At 69.2% G+C, this 15,456-nt stretch carries 11 protein-coding genes and 1 riboswitch; of the genes, 6 read left to right on the top strand and 5 right to left on the bottom strand.

Going from position 1 to position 15,456, the window contains the following annotated elements; all coding sequences use genetic code 11:
- Positions 1-25: 25 nt before the first annotated feature.
- The 3 genes from ASE35_RS12700 to ASE35_RS12710 form a co-directional block, all read right to left on the bottom strand.
- A complete protein-coding gene (locus ASE35_RS12700) occupies positions 26-937 on the bottom strand; it encodes a helix-turn-helix domain-containing protein (RefSeq protein ID WP_057160867.1) in 912 nt (303 codons plus the stop codon).
- Positions 938-1,080: 143 nt separating this feature from the next.
- Complete coding sequence (locus ASE35_RS12705) at positions 1,081-3,420, bottom strand: winged helix-turn-helix domain-containing protein (protein ID WP_082611257.1); 2,340 nt, start codon at positions 3,418-3,420, stop codon at positions 1,081-1,083.
- Positions 3,421-3,731: 311 nt separating this feature from the next.
- Entirely contained in the window at positions 3,732-4,418 is a 687-nt protein-coding gene (locus ASE35_RS12710) for an ion channel (protein WP_056180100.1), read from the bottom strand.
- A gap of 407 nt (positions 4,419-4,825) precedes the next feature.
- Between ASE35_RS12710 and ASE35_RS12715 the strand changes: the two genes are divergently transcribed.
- Positions 4,826-5,353, top strand: coding sequence for a YajG family lipoprotein (locus tag ASE35_RS12715; RefSeq protein WP_056180103.1), 528 nt, complete (start codon positions 4,826-4,828; stop codon positions 5,351-5,353).
- 87 nt (positions 5,354-5,440) lie between these two features.
- Here the strand turns inward: ASE35_RS12715 and thiC are convergent, their stop codons facing one another.
- The gene (gene thiC, locus ASE35_RS12720; protein WP_057164086.1) at positions 5,441-7,318 is read right to left on the bottom strand and encodes a phosphomethylpyrimidine synthase ThiC; all 1,878 of its coding nucleotides are present in this window, start codon (positions 7,316-7,318) and stop codon (positions 5,441-5,443) included.
- A 92-nt stretch (positions 7,319-7,410) separates the two neighbouring features.
- Positions 7,411-7,515, bottom strand: a riboswitch (TPP riboswitch).
- Positions 7,516-7,664: 149 nt separating this feature from the next.
- Between thiC and ASE35_RS12725 the strand changes: the two genes are divergently transcribed.
- Together ASE35_RS12725 and ASE35_RS12730 are read left to right on the top strand one after the other, a co-directional pair.
- Positions 7,665-8,339, top strand: a complete 675-nt coding sequence (locus tag ASE35_RS12725; protein WP_057164088.1) for a hypothetical protein — start codon at positions 7,665-7,667, stop codon at positions 8,337-8,339.
- Between the two features lie 55 nt (positions 8,340-8,394).
- Positions 8,395-9,063 (top strand): hypothetical protein, encoded by a 669-nt coding sequence (locus tag ASE35_RS12730; RefSeq protein ID WP_057164090.1) that lies wholly within the window; start codon positions 8,395-8,397, stop codon positions 9,061-9,063.
- A gap of 103 nt (positions 9,064-9,166) precedes the next feature.
- On the opposite strand, the gene ASE35_RS12735 is transcribed toward ASE35_RS12730, so the two are convergent.
- Positions 9,167-10,321 carry a M23 family metallopeptidase gene (locus ASE35_RS12735; protein ID WP_157489455.1) on the bottom strand — a complete coding sequence of 385 codons (1,155 nt, stop codon included), beginning with the start codon at positions 10,319-10,321 and terminating at the stop codon, positions 9,167-9,169.
- 418 nt (positions 10,322-10,739) lie between these two features.
- On the opposite strand from ASE35_RS12735, the gene ASE35_RS12740 reads away from it, so the two are divergent.
- The 3 genes from ASE35_RS12740 (at position 10,740) to ASE35_RS12750 (ending at position 15,215) form a co-directional block, all read left to right on the top strand.
- Positions 10,740-11,432, top strand: coding sequence for a hypothetical protein (locus tag ASE35_RS12740; protein WP_056180115.1), 693 nt, complete (start codon positions 10,740-10,742; stop codon positions 11,430-11,432).
- A 325-nt stretch (positions 11,433-11,757) separates the two neighbouring features.
- Complete coding sequence (gene thrA, locus ASE35_RS12745; RefSeq protein WP_057164094.1) at positions 11,758-14,265, top strand: bifunctional aspartate kinase/homoserine dehydrogenase I; 2,508 nt, start codon at positions 11,758-11,760, stop codon at positions 14,263-14,265.
- Positions 14,262-15,215: a homoserine kinase gene (locus ASE35_RS12750; protein ID WP_056180122.1), complete on the top strand. Its 954-nt coding sequence runs from the start codon at positions 14,262-14,264 to the stop codon at positions 15,213-15,215. The genes thrA and ASE35_RS12750 overlap by 4 nt, the downstream gene beginning before the upstream one ends.
- The last annotated feature ends 241 nt before the right edge of the window (positions 15,216-15,456 follow it).

Raw genomic sequence — 15,456 nt, forward strand, 5'->3', positions numbered from 1 at the left:
CGATTCCGCATCGTTGGCGCCGAACTCACGCGGCTTTACGCACGACGCCCGTGGACTTTGCCGAATCGGTCCGCGCATTCGCTCCGCTCGCCGCCGCGCTGCGATAACGCGTGGCCGATACGCCGAAGCGTGCGCGGAACGCGCGCGCGAAACTGCAGCAGTTGTCGAAGCCGCTGGCCGCGGCGACCTCGCCGATCATCATCGTCGTGCTCTTGAGCAAGTCGGCGGCGTGCTCCAGACGCATGCGCGCGGATGCGGCCTGCGGGCTCTCTTCATAAAGACTGTGGAAGGTCTTGGAGAAGTACCAGCTGGAGAAGCTGGTCAGTTCGGCGAGTTCGCTGATGCGCACCACGCGATCGCAATTGCCTTCGAGATACAGGCGTGCGCGCTGCAGACGGCCGAACACCTGACGCTTGCGGCTGCGCGAGCGGCCCGGGCAACGCGGGATGCGCGCGGCCAGCTCGCGCTGGATGCCGGCCAGGTGCAGCAGGATCGGACGCAGCGCGGTGACCTCGGCCGGGGCCTCGGTGTCGGCGGCGTGCACGCTGGCCTGGCGCCACAGGCGCAGGGCGACGCGGGCGTCGCGCCGGGTCATGCGACCGCGGCCGGCATAGAGGCCGCAGTCGGTGAAGCGCGCCATCGCCTTGAGCGCGTCCGCGCTCAGGTTCAGGCCCACGCACAGGCCGTGGCGGTCGGCCTGCAGCACCGGCTTGGAGTCGCGCTCGAAGGCGATCCAGTCGCCGCGGCGCAGACGGAACTTGCCTTCCTTGGCTTCGACCCAGGACGCGCCTCGCAGCTGCACCCAGATCGAGAAGTTGGCGCCCGACAGCTGTGCGCTGCCGAGGCGGGAGACGCCGACGCAGCTACCCAGCGCTGCGTTGTCCGGGCTGTCGAGCTGCAGCAGCTGCCCGCGATCCGCCCATTGCGATTGCTCCATTGGTCCACCTCATGTGCCGAGAATGGCCAAAGGTTTTGCCGGAGCCGGAGTGCGGCTTCAGGAAAGTTGTCGGACAGTTATGCGAAATCGCAACGAGAGCAAAACCGAAGAACTTCCGAAAGCATGTTTCGCTTTTGGATCAATTACTTGAACCAACCCGGCACTTCGGTCTTCGGCGCGGGCAATAGGTCCATGTAACCGATATCAGCGCCATCCCACTCGACCAGGGCCACATAAACGGCGTCGCCGCGCGGGCTGACCGAGAAACCGTTGACCGCGGCGCGCCGGCTTTGGTCCAGGCACAGGGCCGGTGCCGTGGTCGTGTCTCCCAGGCCGATGCGACGCAGGCGGGCGGCGCAACTTTGCAGCTGTTCGAGGTAGCGGATCTGGCCGTCGCCGGCGACCGCCCACAGACGGTAGCGGTCGGAGATCGGCATTTCCGCGTTCAGCTCGCGCACGCTGCCTGCCGACAGGGCCAGGTCGGCCTGCCACAGGCCGCTGCGGGTGGGTCGGGTGAACAGCACGCGCTGGCCGACCGGGTCCAGCTGGACCTGGGACACGTCGTCGATCGTGGCCAGGGCCTTCATCGGGTTGTGGCGGCGGTCGAACAGGTGCAGGCGCAGATGGCCGTCGCCGGCCCCGGCCAGGACCAGGATCCGGTCCGGGTCGGGCAGGTACAGGGCCTGCACCGGTTCGGTCAGCGGCAGGTCCAGCTGCGAAACCCGGCCGCTGGACGGGACCACCTCGTGCACCACCGCCCGGCCGTCGCGGTCGCGGCCGCTGACCAGCACGCTGCGCGCGTCGGCCGACCAGTTGGAGACGTAACGGGTGGCCGGCTGCACGCCGGCGATCATGCGCAGCGATTCCGGCCGCTCCAGATCGGCCCACCATAGGCCGTTGCTGCCGGAGCGATCCGACACGAACACCATCTGGCGCGAGTCCGGCGCGATCGAAGGCAGCACGTCGCGCGCCGAAGACGCGAACAGCGGTTCAACCACGTGCACCAGGCCGCCGGAATGCTCCGGCACCATAACCCGGTACAGACCGAAATAGGGTTTGCGCTGCACGAACACCGCGGCCTCGCGGCTGCGCGCGGACACCGGGCTCTGGGCGTCGGCGATGCCGGTGTCGGTGATCCGGCCGCTGTCGAAGTCGAGCCGGTACATGCGCACGTCGCCGTCGGAGGCGCGACCGAACAACAGACCGCTGCCGTCGGGCAGCCAGTCCCAGCCGCGCACGTCGGCGCGCAGCTCGGTCAGGCGTTCGGCTTCCCCGCCCTCGGCCGGCACGCGCCAGAAATCGCCGAGCGGCGCATTGCGCACGAACGCGATCCAGCGTCCGTCCGGCGAGTAGCGCGGTGCGGTGTCGAGATCGTCGCGACCGCGGCGGTAGTTGAGCACGGTCCATTCACCGCTGGCCAGATCGAGCTGGCGCATGCCGGCCACGCCCAGCGCGGTGGGCATGCTGCCGAACACCAGGCCGTGGCTGTCGGGCGTCCAGTCGAAGCTGGGCGGGCTGCGGTGGTCGCAGGTGCCGACCTCGCGCTCGGCGCCGCCGTTGGCCGCGATCATCATGATCCGGCAGGCGACGCCCGGGTCCAGGCGCACGAACGCGATCCAACGCCCGTCCGGCGACCAGGCCGGCGCGCTGTCCTCGGCGTTGCCGCCGGGATGGCTGAGCACGCGCGGCTGGGTCTGGTCGGTGGTTTGGACCATGATCGCGGTCGCGCGCGCGCGCTCGGGGATGGCGACGTAGGCCACCATCGAGGCGTCCGGCGACAGCGTGGGCGCCAGTTCGAAACCCGGCATCGAGGTGATCAGGCGATAGGGGCGCTCGCTGGGCAGGGGCATCGCGCTATTGGCGCGCACCTCCTGCGGCGCCGGCGTGCGCAACATCGACCACAGCAGGATCGCGCCGACCAGCACCGACACCGCGACGATCGCGCCGACGATCGAAGTCCAGGCGCCGCGCGCGCTGGGCGCGGCGACGACCGGGATGGCGGCCACCGTCTCGTCGCGCCGCGGCTCGGGAAACGCCGGATGTTCGGCGGTGGTGCGCGAAGGATCGACCAGCGCCGCATCCTGACGCGCGCGTTCGGCGCGCGCGGGCGCGTCCGATGCGGCGCCCAGCCAGACCACCGGCGTGAGCAGGCGATAGCCGTTCTTGGCGATGGTTTCGATGTAGCGCGGATTGCCGCGCTCGTCGTCGAAGGCCTTGCGCAGTTGGGTGATGGCCTGGGTGATGACGTCGTTGGTCGGCAGTGTGTCGGGCCAGACCTCGGTCAGCAAGGCATCGCGGCTCACGACCCGGCCCTGGTGCTCGACCAGGCTCAGCAGCACGCCCATGGCCTTGGGCGTGATCCGGCGCGCCCGCCGCGCGCCGGGCGCGAGAATCTCGCGCAGCGGCACGTCGACCAAGCAGTCGCCCACGCGCAGTCGCTCGGACGGCAGCGGCGGCGGCGATGGCTCGGGGGGTCGTGACATGAATCCTGCAATGGTCGCGGCGGTCCGCTACGGCGTCATGTGCCTGAAGACGTGTAAGGCCAACGGCCATACCCGGCACAACGCTGGGGCGCGAACGGGCTAACGCGCCTGAGGCCGCCATTCTAACGTCGCCGGGTACCTCCGCATTCATCGCGGGTGGCACACAGGCCCTCTCTCGCCGACGTCCTACAGAACGTATCGTTCCACTTTCGCGTCGCGGCCTTCACGGGGCCGGGGCGCGATTTTTTTTCCGCGCCTTCGCTGCATGCGTGCTTAACGACGGGTCCGGCCGCGCCCGATCGGCGTCGGGCTCAACGACGCTCCTGGCGCAGGATGGTCAAGCCGATCAGACGCGACACCACCGCGGCGATGTAGCCCACGCCCGCGAACTGCTCCAGCATCACCAGCACGCGCGCGCCCGAGCCCAGCGGAATCACGTCGCCCAGACCGACCGCGGAAAGATTGGTGAAGCTCAGGAACAACAGTTCGATCCAGGTCCGCGGCTCGCCCGGGCGCTCGGCGCCGACGAAACTGCCGGGGTACCAGGCCTGGCAGACCAGGAAGGCGTAGGCGAATCCCCAGGCCAGCAAGGTGAAGGTCGCGCCCGCCGCGAACAGCTCGTCGGCGGTGACCCGGTGGTCGCTCATCATGTAGGCGATCAGGCTGCCGGCGGCGTAGAAGTACAACAGCGCCTCCAGCGCCGACGAGGCCACCAGCAGCAGGTCGCTGCTTATCAGCACCGACAGGATCGACAGCGCGAACGCCGGCACCGCCAGCAGCCACGCGATCCACTTGACCGCCGGGCTGCGGTCCACCACCCACACCGCCAGGGTCAGCACCAGCACGCCGAACGCGCCGAACACGACCCGCCCGCCGCCGGAGGGCTCGAACAGCGGATAGGCCAGCATGCTCAGCAGCTGCGCGGCCAGCAGAAACGCCGACGGATGCCGGCGCGCGATGGCGCGCCATTTCAAGGAGGCGTAGTTGCGGTCGCTCATGCGGCGGAGTGTGCAGGACTTGGCGGGCGGCGCACAGGGGGCGGGGATCGGGTCGCGGCGGTGCCGAAGCGTCGGTCTGAGGCCGCCCTCGGGTAGCGCCGCAAGAGTCGACTCGAAAGGCCGGGATATCGAATTCTTTCGAAATCCAAGACACGGACCGCTGCGACGCCCCCTCTCCAGCAACTGCACCGCACCGCGACGGGCGGCAATGCCTGCGCTCAACGCAGTCCGCAACCACCGGCGCTGCGCCCGCGTGCACGCGCCGAATCGGTTCGTCGCACCGCGCTTGTACGGGCCATCAGCGTCCCCGAGAATCTACCGCCGCCCGACGCGGGCGGTCGTATGAAACCAGGGGGAACACCGAAATGTCGTTATTCAGGACTGCGATCGTAGCGATCGCGGCAGTCGTGCTGTCTGGCTGCGCCTTTCAGAAACAAGCCGTCCGCATCGAACCCAAGGTCGACGCGCCGCAAAGCACGATCGGCTCCGGCAAGCTGACCATGGTCAATGTCGCAGACGAGCGTCCGCGCTCGACGCTGGGAACACGCGGCGTGTCCGGTATCGGCGAACAGCTGACCGTGGACGGCGATCTGCCCAAGATCCTCGAAGCGTCCATCGTGCAGGGCCTGCAGAAGCAGGGCTTCGCCACCAATGGCCCGCTCGAGAACCAACTGCGCGTGGAAATCCGCAACCTCGACTACGTGCTCAACTCCGGGTTCTGGGCAGGTAAGCTCAACATCGAGTTCCTGCTCAAGGGCATCTGCATCAAGGGCAATGCGCGTCCCTACGAGCAGATGTACCGCGGCGAGTACCGCAAGAACGTACAGATAGTGCAGGGCGCAAAGTCCAACAACCTGTTCGTCAACGACGTCGTCTCGCAAGCGATCAACAGCTTGCTGAAAGACGAAAAGCTGATGCGCTGCCTGGCCGAATAAGGCCGGCTCGCCCCAGGTGACGGGTGGAGGCGGACATCGCCGCCTCCACTCGACCGCGTCGCGCCCCGGGCCACCCGGGGCGACGGCTTAGCTGGCCCGATAGAGCTCCGCTCCGGCCGCCAGGAACTCCGCCGACTTCTCGGCCATGCCCACTTCGAGCGCGGCATCGGTCTCGACCCCATGCTCCTTCGCGTAATCGCGCACGTCCTGGGTGATCTTCATCGAACAGAAGTGCGGGCCGCACATCGAGCAGAAGTGCGCCACCTTGTGCGCATCCTTGGGCAGCGTCTCGTCGTGATACTCGCGCGCCCGCTCCGGATCCAGCCCCAGATTGAACTGATCTTCCCAACGGAACTCGAAGCGCGCCTTGCTCATCGCGTTGTCGCGCGCCTGCGCCCCCGGATGGCCCTTGGCCAGATCGGCCGCGTGCGCGGCGATCTTGTAGGCCATCAGCCCTTCGCGCACATCCTGCTTGTTGGGCAGGCCCAAGTGCTCCTTCGGCGTCACGTAACACAGCATCGCCGTGCCGAACCAACCGATCATCGCCGCGCCGATCGCCGAGGTGATGTGGTCGTAACCCGGCGCGATGTCGGTGGTCAGCGGCCCCAGGGTGTAGAACGGCGCCTCGCCGCAAACCTCGAGCTGCTTGTCCATGTTCTCCTTGATCAACTGCATCGGCACGTGGCCGGGGCCTTCGATCATGGTCTGGACGTCGTGCTTCCAGGCGATCTTGGTCAGCTCGCCCAGGGTCTCCAGCTCGCCGAACTGGGCCGCGTCGTTGGCGTCGGCGATCGAGCCCGGACGCAGGCCGTCGCCCAGCGAGAAGGCCACGTCGTAGGCCTTCATGATTTCGCAGATTTCCTCGAAGTGGGCGTAGAGGAAATTCTCCTTATGGTGCGCCAGGCACCACTTGGCCAGGATCGAGCCGCCGCGCGAGACGATGCCGGTCACGCGCTTGGCGGTCAGCGGCACGTAGCGCAGCAAGACGCCGGCGTGGATGGTGAAGTAGTCCACGCCCTGCTCGGCCTGTTCGATCAGGGTGTCGCGGAAGATCTCCCAGTTGAGCTCCTCGGCGCGGCCGTCGACCTTTTCCAGGGCCTGGTAAATCGGCACCGTGCCGATCGGCACCGGCGAATTACGGATGATCCACTCGCGGGTTTCGTGGATGTGCTTGCCGGTCGACAGGTCCATGACCGTGTCGGCGCCCCAGCGGATCGACCACACCAGCTTCTCGACTTCCTCGGCGATGCCCGAGGACACCGCCGAATTGCCGATGTTGGCGTTGACCTTGGTCAGGAAGTTGCGGCCGATGATCATCGGCTCGCTTTCCGGGTGGTTGATGTTGTTGGGGATGATCGCGCGGCCGCGAGCGACCTCGTCGCGCACGAACTGCGGCGTGATGATCTTCTGGATGTCGGCGCCGAAGCTGTGGCCGGCGTGCTGGTTGAGCAGGTGGGCCTCGCGGATCGCTTCCAGGCGCTGGTTCTCGCGGATCGCGATGTATTCCATCTCCGGGGTGACGATGCCGCGGCGCGCGTAATGCATCTGGGTCACGTTGGCGCCGGCGATCGCGCGGCGCGGCAGCGGCCGGTTGCCGAAGCGCACGTGGGCCAGCTTGGGGTCGTGCTCGCGCTTGCGTCCGAACTCCGACGACAGCCCGCTCAGCGCCTGGGTGTCGCCGCGCTCGGCGATCCAGTTCGCGCGCAGCGGCTTCAGGCCGGCGGCGAGATCGATCTCGACGTCGTGATCGGTGTAGGGGCCGGAAGTGTCGTAGACCGCGAGCGCGGCGTTGTCCTCGCCGCCGAAGATGGTCGGCGTGCGCGCCAGCGCGATCTCGCGCATCGGCACTTGCAGGTCCGCGCGCGAACCTTCGACGTGGATCTTGCGCGAACCGGGAATCGGACGCACGACGTCGGCCGAAAGACGTTCGGCCTGCTGCAGCAGTTCGGAGGGCACCGCATTCATGGGATCGGATCCGCTTTTTGATGAAGACATCCGCACGAAACGTGCGGGCGCATGCGAGGGACTCGCACAAAGCGGGCGGCGCACGGCCGCGAAGCGCGGCCGGCGAAGCTTCCCTACGGCGGTCTCAACCGCATCAGGTTCGAAGGGACTGTCTCAACCGCCGGCCTGGAACCGCCGCGGTACCCCCGCTTCAGTGCGCATTAGACATGGAAATTCGGGTCGGCGCCAATCCGCACCCAGGCTGGCACGGGCGGATTCCGGCGGGCGCGTCCGCCGCGCGCGCCGGGCCTGTGCGCGCTGGCGTCCGCGCATTGCCTGCGGTGGCCGCGCAGGCTAGCGTGTGACGATGCCCAGCCACCCCAGTCAGCTTTCCTCGCCTCGTATCGCCGTAGGCCCTGCCGGATGGGCGGCAGCGCTCCTCCTGGCCCTGTCGGCCTGCGCCGCGCCCGCGCCCAAGCCCGCGCCAGCGACGCCGAATGCCGCTGCCGCGCCGAACCCGGCCGATCCGCTGCAGCGCCTGCGCCCGCTGTGCGGCAAGGCCTACGCCGGCCGCGTCGTGGTCGACACGCCCAAGAGCGCGGACGATCCCTTCGCCGGCAAGCCGCTGATCATGCATGTACGCAATTGCGGCCTGACCGAGATCCGCGTGCCCTTTCATGTCGGCGAGGACCGTTCGCGCACCTGGGTATTCAGCGCGCGCGACGGCCGGCTGCGGCTCAAGCACGATCATCGCCACGCAGATGGCAGCCCCGATGCGCTCACCCAGTACGGCGGCGATCAGCGTGCGCCCGGCGTGCAGCGCCCGGGCGAGATCGCCGGCCGCTACGAATTTCCGGCCGACGCCTACAGCCAGGACATGTTCCGCAAACTGGGCCGCGAGGTCTCGGTGCCGAACGTGTGGGCGGTCGAGATCGACGCGCAGCGCTTCGTCTACGAACTCGCGCGCCCCGGGCGTTTGTTCCGGGTCGAATTCGACCTCAGCCAGCCGATCGCCCCGCCTCCGCCGCCATGGGGCGGCTGAGCGGGATCGCGTCGCCGTCTTGGCTATTAATCACCGCTGATCGAGGACATCCCGAATGCGAAAACTGATTGTTGCCGTCGTGGTCTTGTCGGCTGTCGCCACCGCGTTTTGGTTCGTCGGTCGGCGGGCACCGGAGGGAGCGGTCAATGCGCCCATTGCGCACGATGCCTCGGACGCGCCGGAAACGCGGACGGACGGAAGCGAGGCGAGCGCCTATTCCGAGCCGTCGGACGCGCGGCAGACGTCGCCCTATCCCGCTCAGCGTTCCGCTGGAAACGACCATGCCAACGGCGCGCAGGCCTTGCCGCCGATAGAGGCCGCATTGCTGACCCAGGACATGGTCAACGACAACGCGCAAGCCGCATTGGGCGCCAAGAATTTCGACGATTTCATCGTATCGCTGCAGGCGGGGAACACCGCGGAGGCGAGCGAGCGCAGTGCCGCCTACCGCATGGAGATCGAAGCGTCGCTACAACGCCACCCCGAGCTGGACCCCCTGGGCCGTTTCGCCTGTGGCCTCAGATTCTGCGCGGGCTTGATCAACGTCGGCAAGGAGGGCAAAGCGTTCAATGCATGGACCCGCGAGTTCCGCGAGCAGACGACCCTGCCCATGCCCGTCTTTTCCCATCGCCTGATCCGCTTACCCGACGGCTCGTCCGAGGCGCGCTTCCTGTTTACCACCAGCGGCAATGGCGGAGTCGTCTCATCCGGCAAGCCCCGATAAGGCGTCCACGCGCGAGCGCTCCGCTAGCGCGGCGACGTCCGGCCGGATTCGCCGGCCGGACGCGCCACGGGGAAAACCACGGGCGCCGGCGCGCCCGCGTGCATCACGGGTTGGTGAAGTAGCCCGAGCAGTACTTGGTTCCGTTCTTGGTCAGATAGAAGCGATTGCAGTTGGTGTCGTAGCTGCTGCCGGTCGCGGTGATCAGGAAGCCCGACAGATACACCTGGTTGAGGTGGTAGTGGCTGCCGTTGGACTTGAGCGACCAATGCTCGTGCGGGCCGGTGGAGGAGCCTCCGTTGCACAGCGCCTGGCTCTGGGTGTTGGCCGGATTGGCGATGCGGGTATTGGCCGCGACGCTGGCGCCGGTGGCGTACTGGATGTTCATCAGGTGGTAGTAGGTGGTCGACCAGCCGCCGCTATGCACGACTTCGGCGAAACACGACGAGTGGCGCTTGAACGAGCCCGCCGCCGACGAGGACACCCAGGTATTGCTCTGGTTGCTGCCCCAGCCGCCGCCGATCGACATGTCCAGCGACGACATCGGGTAGTTGCCCGAGCCGGTGTTGGTATGCGCGCCGCCGACATGCCAACGCTGCCCGCGCGGGAACGGGAACTGCAGGAAGCCGTTCGCCGGCCCCGCCAGGGCGCCCACGTCCGGACCGGCCTGCGCCGCGAAGCGCGGCGACGGCGTCGCCGCCTTGCGGGTCTCGTTGAACAGGCCGGCGTAGACCTGCTGGAACTCGCCGTCGCCGCTCAGCGCCGCGCTGGCCGGGCTGGCGCCCGCACGCGCGAACAAGGTCTGTAACGGATTGACGCGTGCCAACGACACCGGCCCCTTCGCGTCGGCGGCGTCCTGCGCGTACAGCGCCTCGCGCAGCGCCACCGCCACTTCGCGGGTTTGCGCGCTGAAGTCGCGGCTCTGGGCGAGCTTGCCGAACGGCCGGCTCATGCCGTCGGCCGCCGCGCGCCGGCGCGTGACCACGCCGCTTTGCTGCTCCATCAATGCGATCAGCACCTTCGGGCTGATGCCGCTGTAGCCGGCCCAGTGCGAGATCGTCTCGCCGTAACGCGACAGATGCGGTGCGCGCTTGGCCAGGTAGGCGTCGATGTCGAAGTCGAACATCTCGTCGTAGCTGTAGATCAGATCCCGCCCGGCCAGCCCGCCGCCGGCCGGTTCCGCCGCCGTGGCCGCTCCGCTGATCGCCAGCGCCATGCAGCACGCCAGCAGCGTCTTTCTTGCCTTGGATATGTCCTTCATTGCCTTGCTCCTTGAATGAACGAATGGGCGAACTGCGTGCGCCTGCCCCAGCCGTCGGGCCCGGCGCCGAGCCGTAACGTCCGGCTAAACGTCCCGCCACTCCACTGGCATCCGTCGCCCTTGAGGAATGCGCAGCAAAAAAACTCTCGCGCGCATGGCCCGCGCTGTCGTGAGACGCAGGCCCGTTCATTTAGTTTCAAATGAGACCAATTCTCCAATTCTGTTATTACATTCCGACATGAGCCATTCCGCCGGGCCGGCGCCGCCCGGATCGGCGATCGAAAGCCCGGACGCCCCCCGCTTCCGTATTCACATCGCGCGCCTCGGATGTGCGTTAGAAGCGTATTGGTTGCACCTATCGGCACGGCTGCACCGCGTGCCACGATGACGTCATCACCTCGACGCACGCTCCGGCCGCATGAACCCACCTTCGCCGCGCCTGATCGCCCTGTTTTGCGTCGTGCTGGCAACCAGCGCCTGCTCCCTATGGCCGTTCCGCGGCGAGCCGGCGCCCGAACCGGTCGCCGACGACGCTCACGAACTGTTTCGACGCCTGTCCGCCCTGTGCGGCAAGGCCTACCTGGGGCGCGTGGTCGCCGACATCCCCGAGAACGCGGCCGATCCCTATTCCGGCCGCGCCCTGGTGATGCACGTGCGCGAATGCGACAAGCAGGAGATCCGCATCCCCTTTCACGTCGGCAGCGACCGCTCGCGCACCTGGGTGCTGAGCCCGCGCGGGCACCAGCTGCGGCTCAAGCACGACCACCGCCACGCCGACGGCGCCGCCGATCCTCTGTCGCACTACGGCGGCGACAGCGCGCAGATCGCGATCTCGGCCGACAGCGCCGAAGCGCAATTCCCGGCGGATGCCGATTCGCGTTCGCTGTTCCGGCGCATGGGCCGGCCTGAGGCCGCGCAGAACGTATGGACGATCGAACTCGATAGCGGCCGCCGCTTCGTCTACAAGCTGGCGCGCCCCGGGCGTCTGTTCCGGGTCGAGTTCGACCTGACCCGGCCGATCGCGACCCCGCCGCCGCCCTGGGGAGCGAGCGATCCGCCGCCCGCGCCGGCCAAGCCCAAGCGCGCGCCGCGCGCGAAGAAGCCGCGCTGATCCTCGCGCGCGCGCCAGGTCCGCCGCGCCCGGCGAACGCCTGCGGAGCGTGACGGCGATCCGCGCCGCTTGACGCACCGCACAAACCTCGGTTATTGCTGTCGCATGCACCCCGCCCTCGCCACCGCCCGCATCGCCGCCCAGCCGCAAGGCCGGGGCGCGGCCGCGCGAGCGCTGACGATTACCACCACCGGTACCACCACTACCCCAGTGGTGCGGACGGGCGTGTCCAACTGATCCAAACACGCCGCTCCGCACCCGATCCGGGTGCGGCCTGCCGGCCACACCCAAGTCGCGACGCGGAGCCCCAAACGGAGCTCTCGCCATGTCGTCCGCGCCACCCTCGCCCGCCGTCCCACCCGCTCGCCACGTGCACAAGTTCGGCGGCAGCAGCGTCGCCGACGCCGTCCGCTACCGCGCCGTTCCGCCGCTGATCGACGACGGCGCGCAGGCGCGCATGGTCGTGGTCTCGGCCATGCAGGGCGTCACCGACGCCCTGGTCGCGCTGGCCGCGGCCGCACGCGGGCGCGAGGCGCTGGAACCGGCCTGGTCCACACTGAGTCAGCGCCACCTCGATGTTGCCGCCGAGCTCGACCCCAGCGGCCAGCAGGGTCTGGCGCCTGCGCTGCGCCAGGAACTGACCGAACTCAAAGCGCAGTTGGACCGACTGGCGGCCGGCCACTGGAACGAGGAGCAGGCCGAACGCATCGCCGCCGCCTTGCCCGGGCTGGGCGAAGTGCTGTCCTCGCACTTGCTGCACGCCACGCTCGGCGGCGACGCCGCCGGCTGGACGCGTCTGGACGCCCGCGACGTGCTGGTGGTGCACCCGGGCGAGATGGGGGTGGGCGTGGATTGGGACGCCAGCCGCGCGCGCCTGGCCGATTGGCGCGCGCGCCATCCCGGCGAACGCATCGTCGTCACCGGCTTCGTCGCCCGCGACGCGCAGGGCGAAGCGACCACCCTGGGCCGCAACGGCAGCGACTACTCCGCGGCGATCTTCGCCCACCTGTTCGACGCCGACGCGCTGACCATCTGGACCGATGTCGACGGCGTGCTGTCGGCCGATCCGCGCCTGGTGCCCGATGCGGTCTGCCTGCCGGCGATGTCTTATGCCGAGGCCTGCGAGTTGGCCTACTTCGGCGCCAAGGTGCTGCACCCACAGACGCTGGCGCCGGTGCAGCAGCGCGGCATTCCGCTGCGCATCCGCAACGCGCGCAATCCCGACGCGCCCGGCACCCTGATCACGCCGCAGCCGTCGGTGGACGGCGCGCCGGTGAAGGGCCTGAGCCTGGTCCACGATCTGGCGGTGCTGGAACTGGTCGGCAACGGCATGGTCGGCGTGCCCGGCACCGCCGAACGCCTGTTCGGCGCGCTGCGCGGCGCCGGCGTGTCGGTGACCATGATTTCGCAGGGCTCGTCCGAACATTCGATCTGCTGCGTGGTGCGCGCCGATCAGGCCCAGCGCGGGCGCGCGGCCATCGTCGCCGCGTTCGCCGATGCCATGGCCGACGGCCAGGCCCAGGAAGTCAGCGTCACCCCGGACGTATGCGTGCTGGCCGCGGTCGGCGACGGCATGGTCGGCACGCCCGGCGTCGCCGCGCGCCTACTCGGCGGGCTGGCGCAGGCGCGCGTGAACGTGCGCGCGATCGCGCAGGGCGCGGGCGAGCGCAACATCTCGGTCGCGATCGGCGCACGCGACGCCACCCGCGCGCTGCGCGCCGCCCACTCCGCGTTCTGGCTGTCGCCGCAATGCGTGTCGGTCGGGCTGATCGGCCCCGGCAAGGTCGGTCGCGCCCTGCTCGCGCAGCTGGCCGATGCGCAGCCGCGCCTGAGTTCCGAACACCACCCGGATTCGAAACTGGAACTGCGCCTGCGCGCGATCGCCGACAGCCGGCGCATGCAGCTCACGCCCAAGGCGATGGCGCCGCAGGGCGCGGTCGAAGCGTTGGCCGAGGGCGAAGCGTTGGACCTGGCGCGCTTCGCCGCGCACGTGCGCGCCGAGCACCTGCCGCATGCGCTGATCGTCGATTGCAGCGGCAGCGATGCGGTCGCCGCCTACTACCCGCAGTGGCTGGAAGCCGGCATCCACGTGGTCACGCCCAACAAACAGGCCGGCGCCGGCCCGCTGCCGCGCTACGAAGCGATCCGCGCCGCCAGCCGCAACGGCGGCGCCAAGTTCCGCTACGAAGCCACGGTCGGCGCCGGCCTGCCGGTGATCCAGACCCTGCGCTCGCTGCTGGACACCGGCGACGAGCTCACCGAGGTCGAAGGCATCCTGTCCGGCACCCTGGCCTGGCTGTTCAACCGCTACGACGGCAGCGCCGCGTTTTCCGAGCTGGTGCGCGAAGCCCATCGCCTGGGCTACACCGAGCCCGATCCGCGCGACGACCTGTCCGGCACCGACGTCGCCCGCAAGCTGGTGATCCTGGCGCGCGAAGCCGGCCGCGCCCTGTCGCTGGAGCAGGTCGAGGTCGAAAGCCTGGTGCCCGAGGCGCTGCGCACGGTTTCCAAGGACGAGTTCATGGCCCGCTTGTCCGAGCTGGACGCGCCGCTGAAACAGCGCTTCGACGAGGCGCGCGCGGCCGGCCTTGGCCTGCGTTACCTGGCCCGTCTGGACCGCGACGGCCGCGCCAGCGTCGGCGTGGTCTCGCCGCCGCCCGGCCATGCCGCTTTGCATGGCGCGCTCACCGACAACCTGATCCAGTTCCGCACCCGCCGTTACGCGGATAATCCGCTGGTGGTGCAAGGGCCCGGCGCGGGGCCGGACGTCACCGCGGCCGGCGTGTTCGGCGACATCCTTTCCATCGCGCAGACCCTCGGAGCCCGCGCATGAGCGCTGCGACACCCCATTCCCGCGTGCGCGCCTTCGCGCCCGGCAGCGTCGGCAACATCGGGGTCGGTTTCGACCTGCTCGGGCATTCCATCGAGGGCCCGCGCGATGTCGCCGTGGTACGCCGCATCGCCGAGCCGACGGTGCGCATCGCCGCGATCCGCGGCGACAGCCTCGGCGCCGCCGGCCTGCCGCTGGAAGCCGCGCGCAATACCGCCGGCCAGGCCTTGATCGCGCTGCGCGACAAACTCGGCCTGGACTATGGCTTCGAGCTGGAACTGGAGAAAGGCATCCCGCTGGGCTCCGGCTTGGGCGGCTCGGCCGCGTCCTGCGTGGCCGCGGTGGTCGCCGCCAACGCGCTGCTGGACGCGCCGCTGCCGCGCGAGGCCTTGTACGAATTCGCGCTGGACGGCGAGTCGGTGTCCAGCGGCAGCCGCCACGGCGACAACGTCGCGCCGATGCTGCTCGGCGGCGTGGTCATGGCGACGGCGACGCGCATGATTCCGTTGGCCGTGCCCGAGTGGCTGCATGCGGCGGTGGTGCATCCGGACCAGGTGCTGGAAACGCGGCGCGCGCGCGCCGTGCTCGCCGAACCCTATCCGCTGCACACCGTGGTCGAGCAGAGCGCGCACCTGGCCTTGTTCCTGACCGGCTTGCAGCGCGGCGACGCCAGCTTGCTGCGCGAAGGCCTGGTCGATCTGCTGGTCGAACCGCGGCGCGCGCCGTTGATCCCCGGCTTCGCCGCGGTCAAGGCGGCCGCGCTCGCCCACGGCGCGCTGGGCGCCAGCATCTCCGGCGCCGGCCCCAGTTGTTTCGCCTGGTTCGAATCCAAGGCGCAGGCGCAAGCCGCCTCGGCGGCGATGCGCCAGGCCTTCGCCGACGCCGGCTTCGATTCGCGCGCCTACGTGACGCCGGTGGCGGGACCGCGCGCGGAGGTGATCGGTGAGGAGTGAGGCGATAACGGCAGCGGCAACCGCAACCGCAACCGCAAATCCCCCCTGCCCCCCTTTTTCAAAGGGGGGAACAGCAGGGCGTCGCGTGCCTCGTCTTGCGCCGTTGCACGGATCTCCCATCACGCTGAAGGCCCGCTGGTCCTCCCCCTTCGCAAAAGTCCATTGGCCCTCCCCCTTCGCAAAAGCCCGCCGGTCCTCCCCCTTTGAAAAAGGGGGACCGAGGGGGATTTGCTCTTCGCCC

The sequence above is a fragment of the Lysobacter sp. Root916 genome (genome assembly GCF_001429785.1).
Lineage (GTDB): Bacteria > Pseudomonadota > Gammaproteobacteria > Xanthomonadales > Xanthomonadaceae > Lysobacter.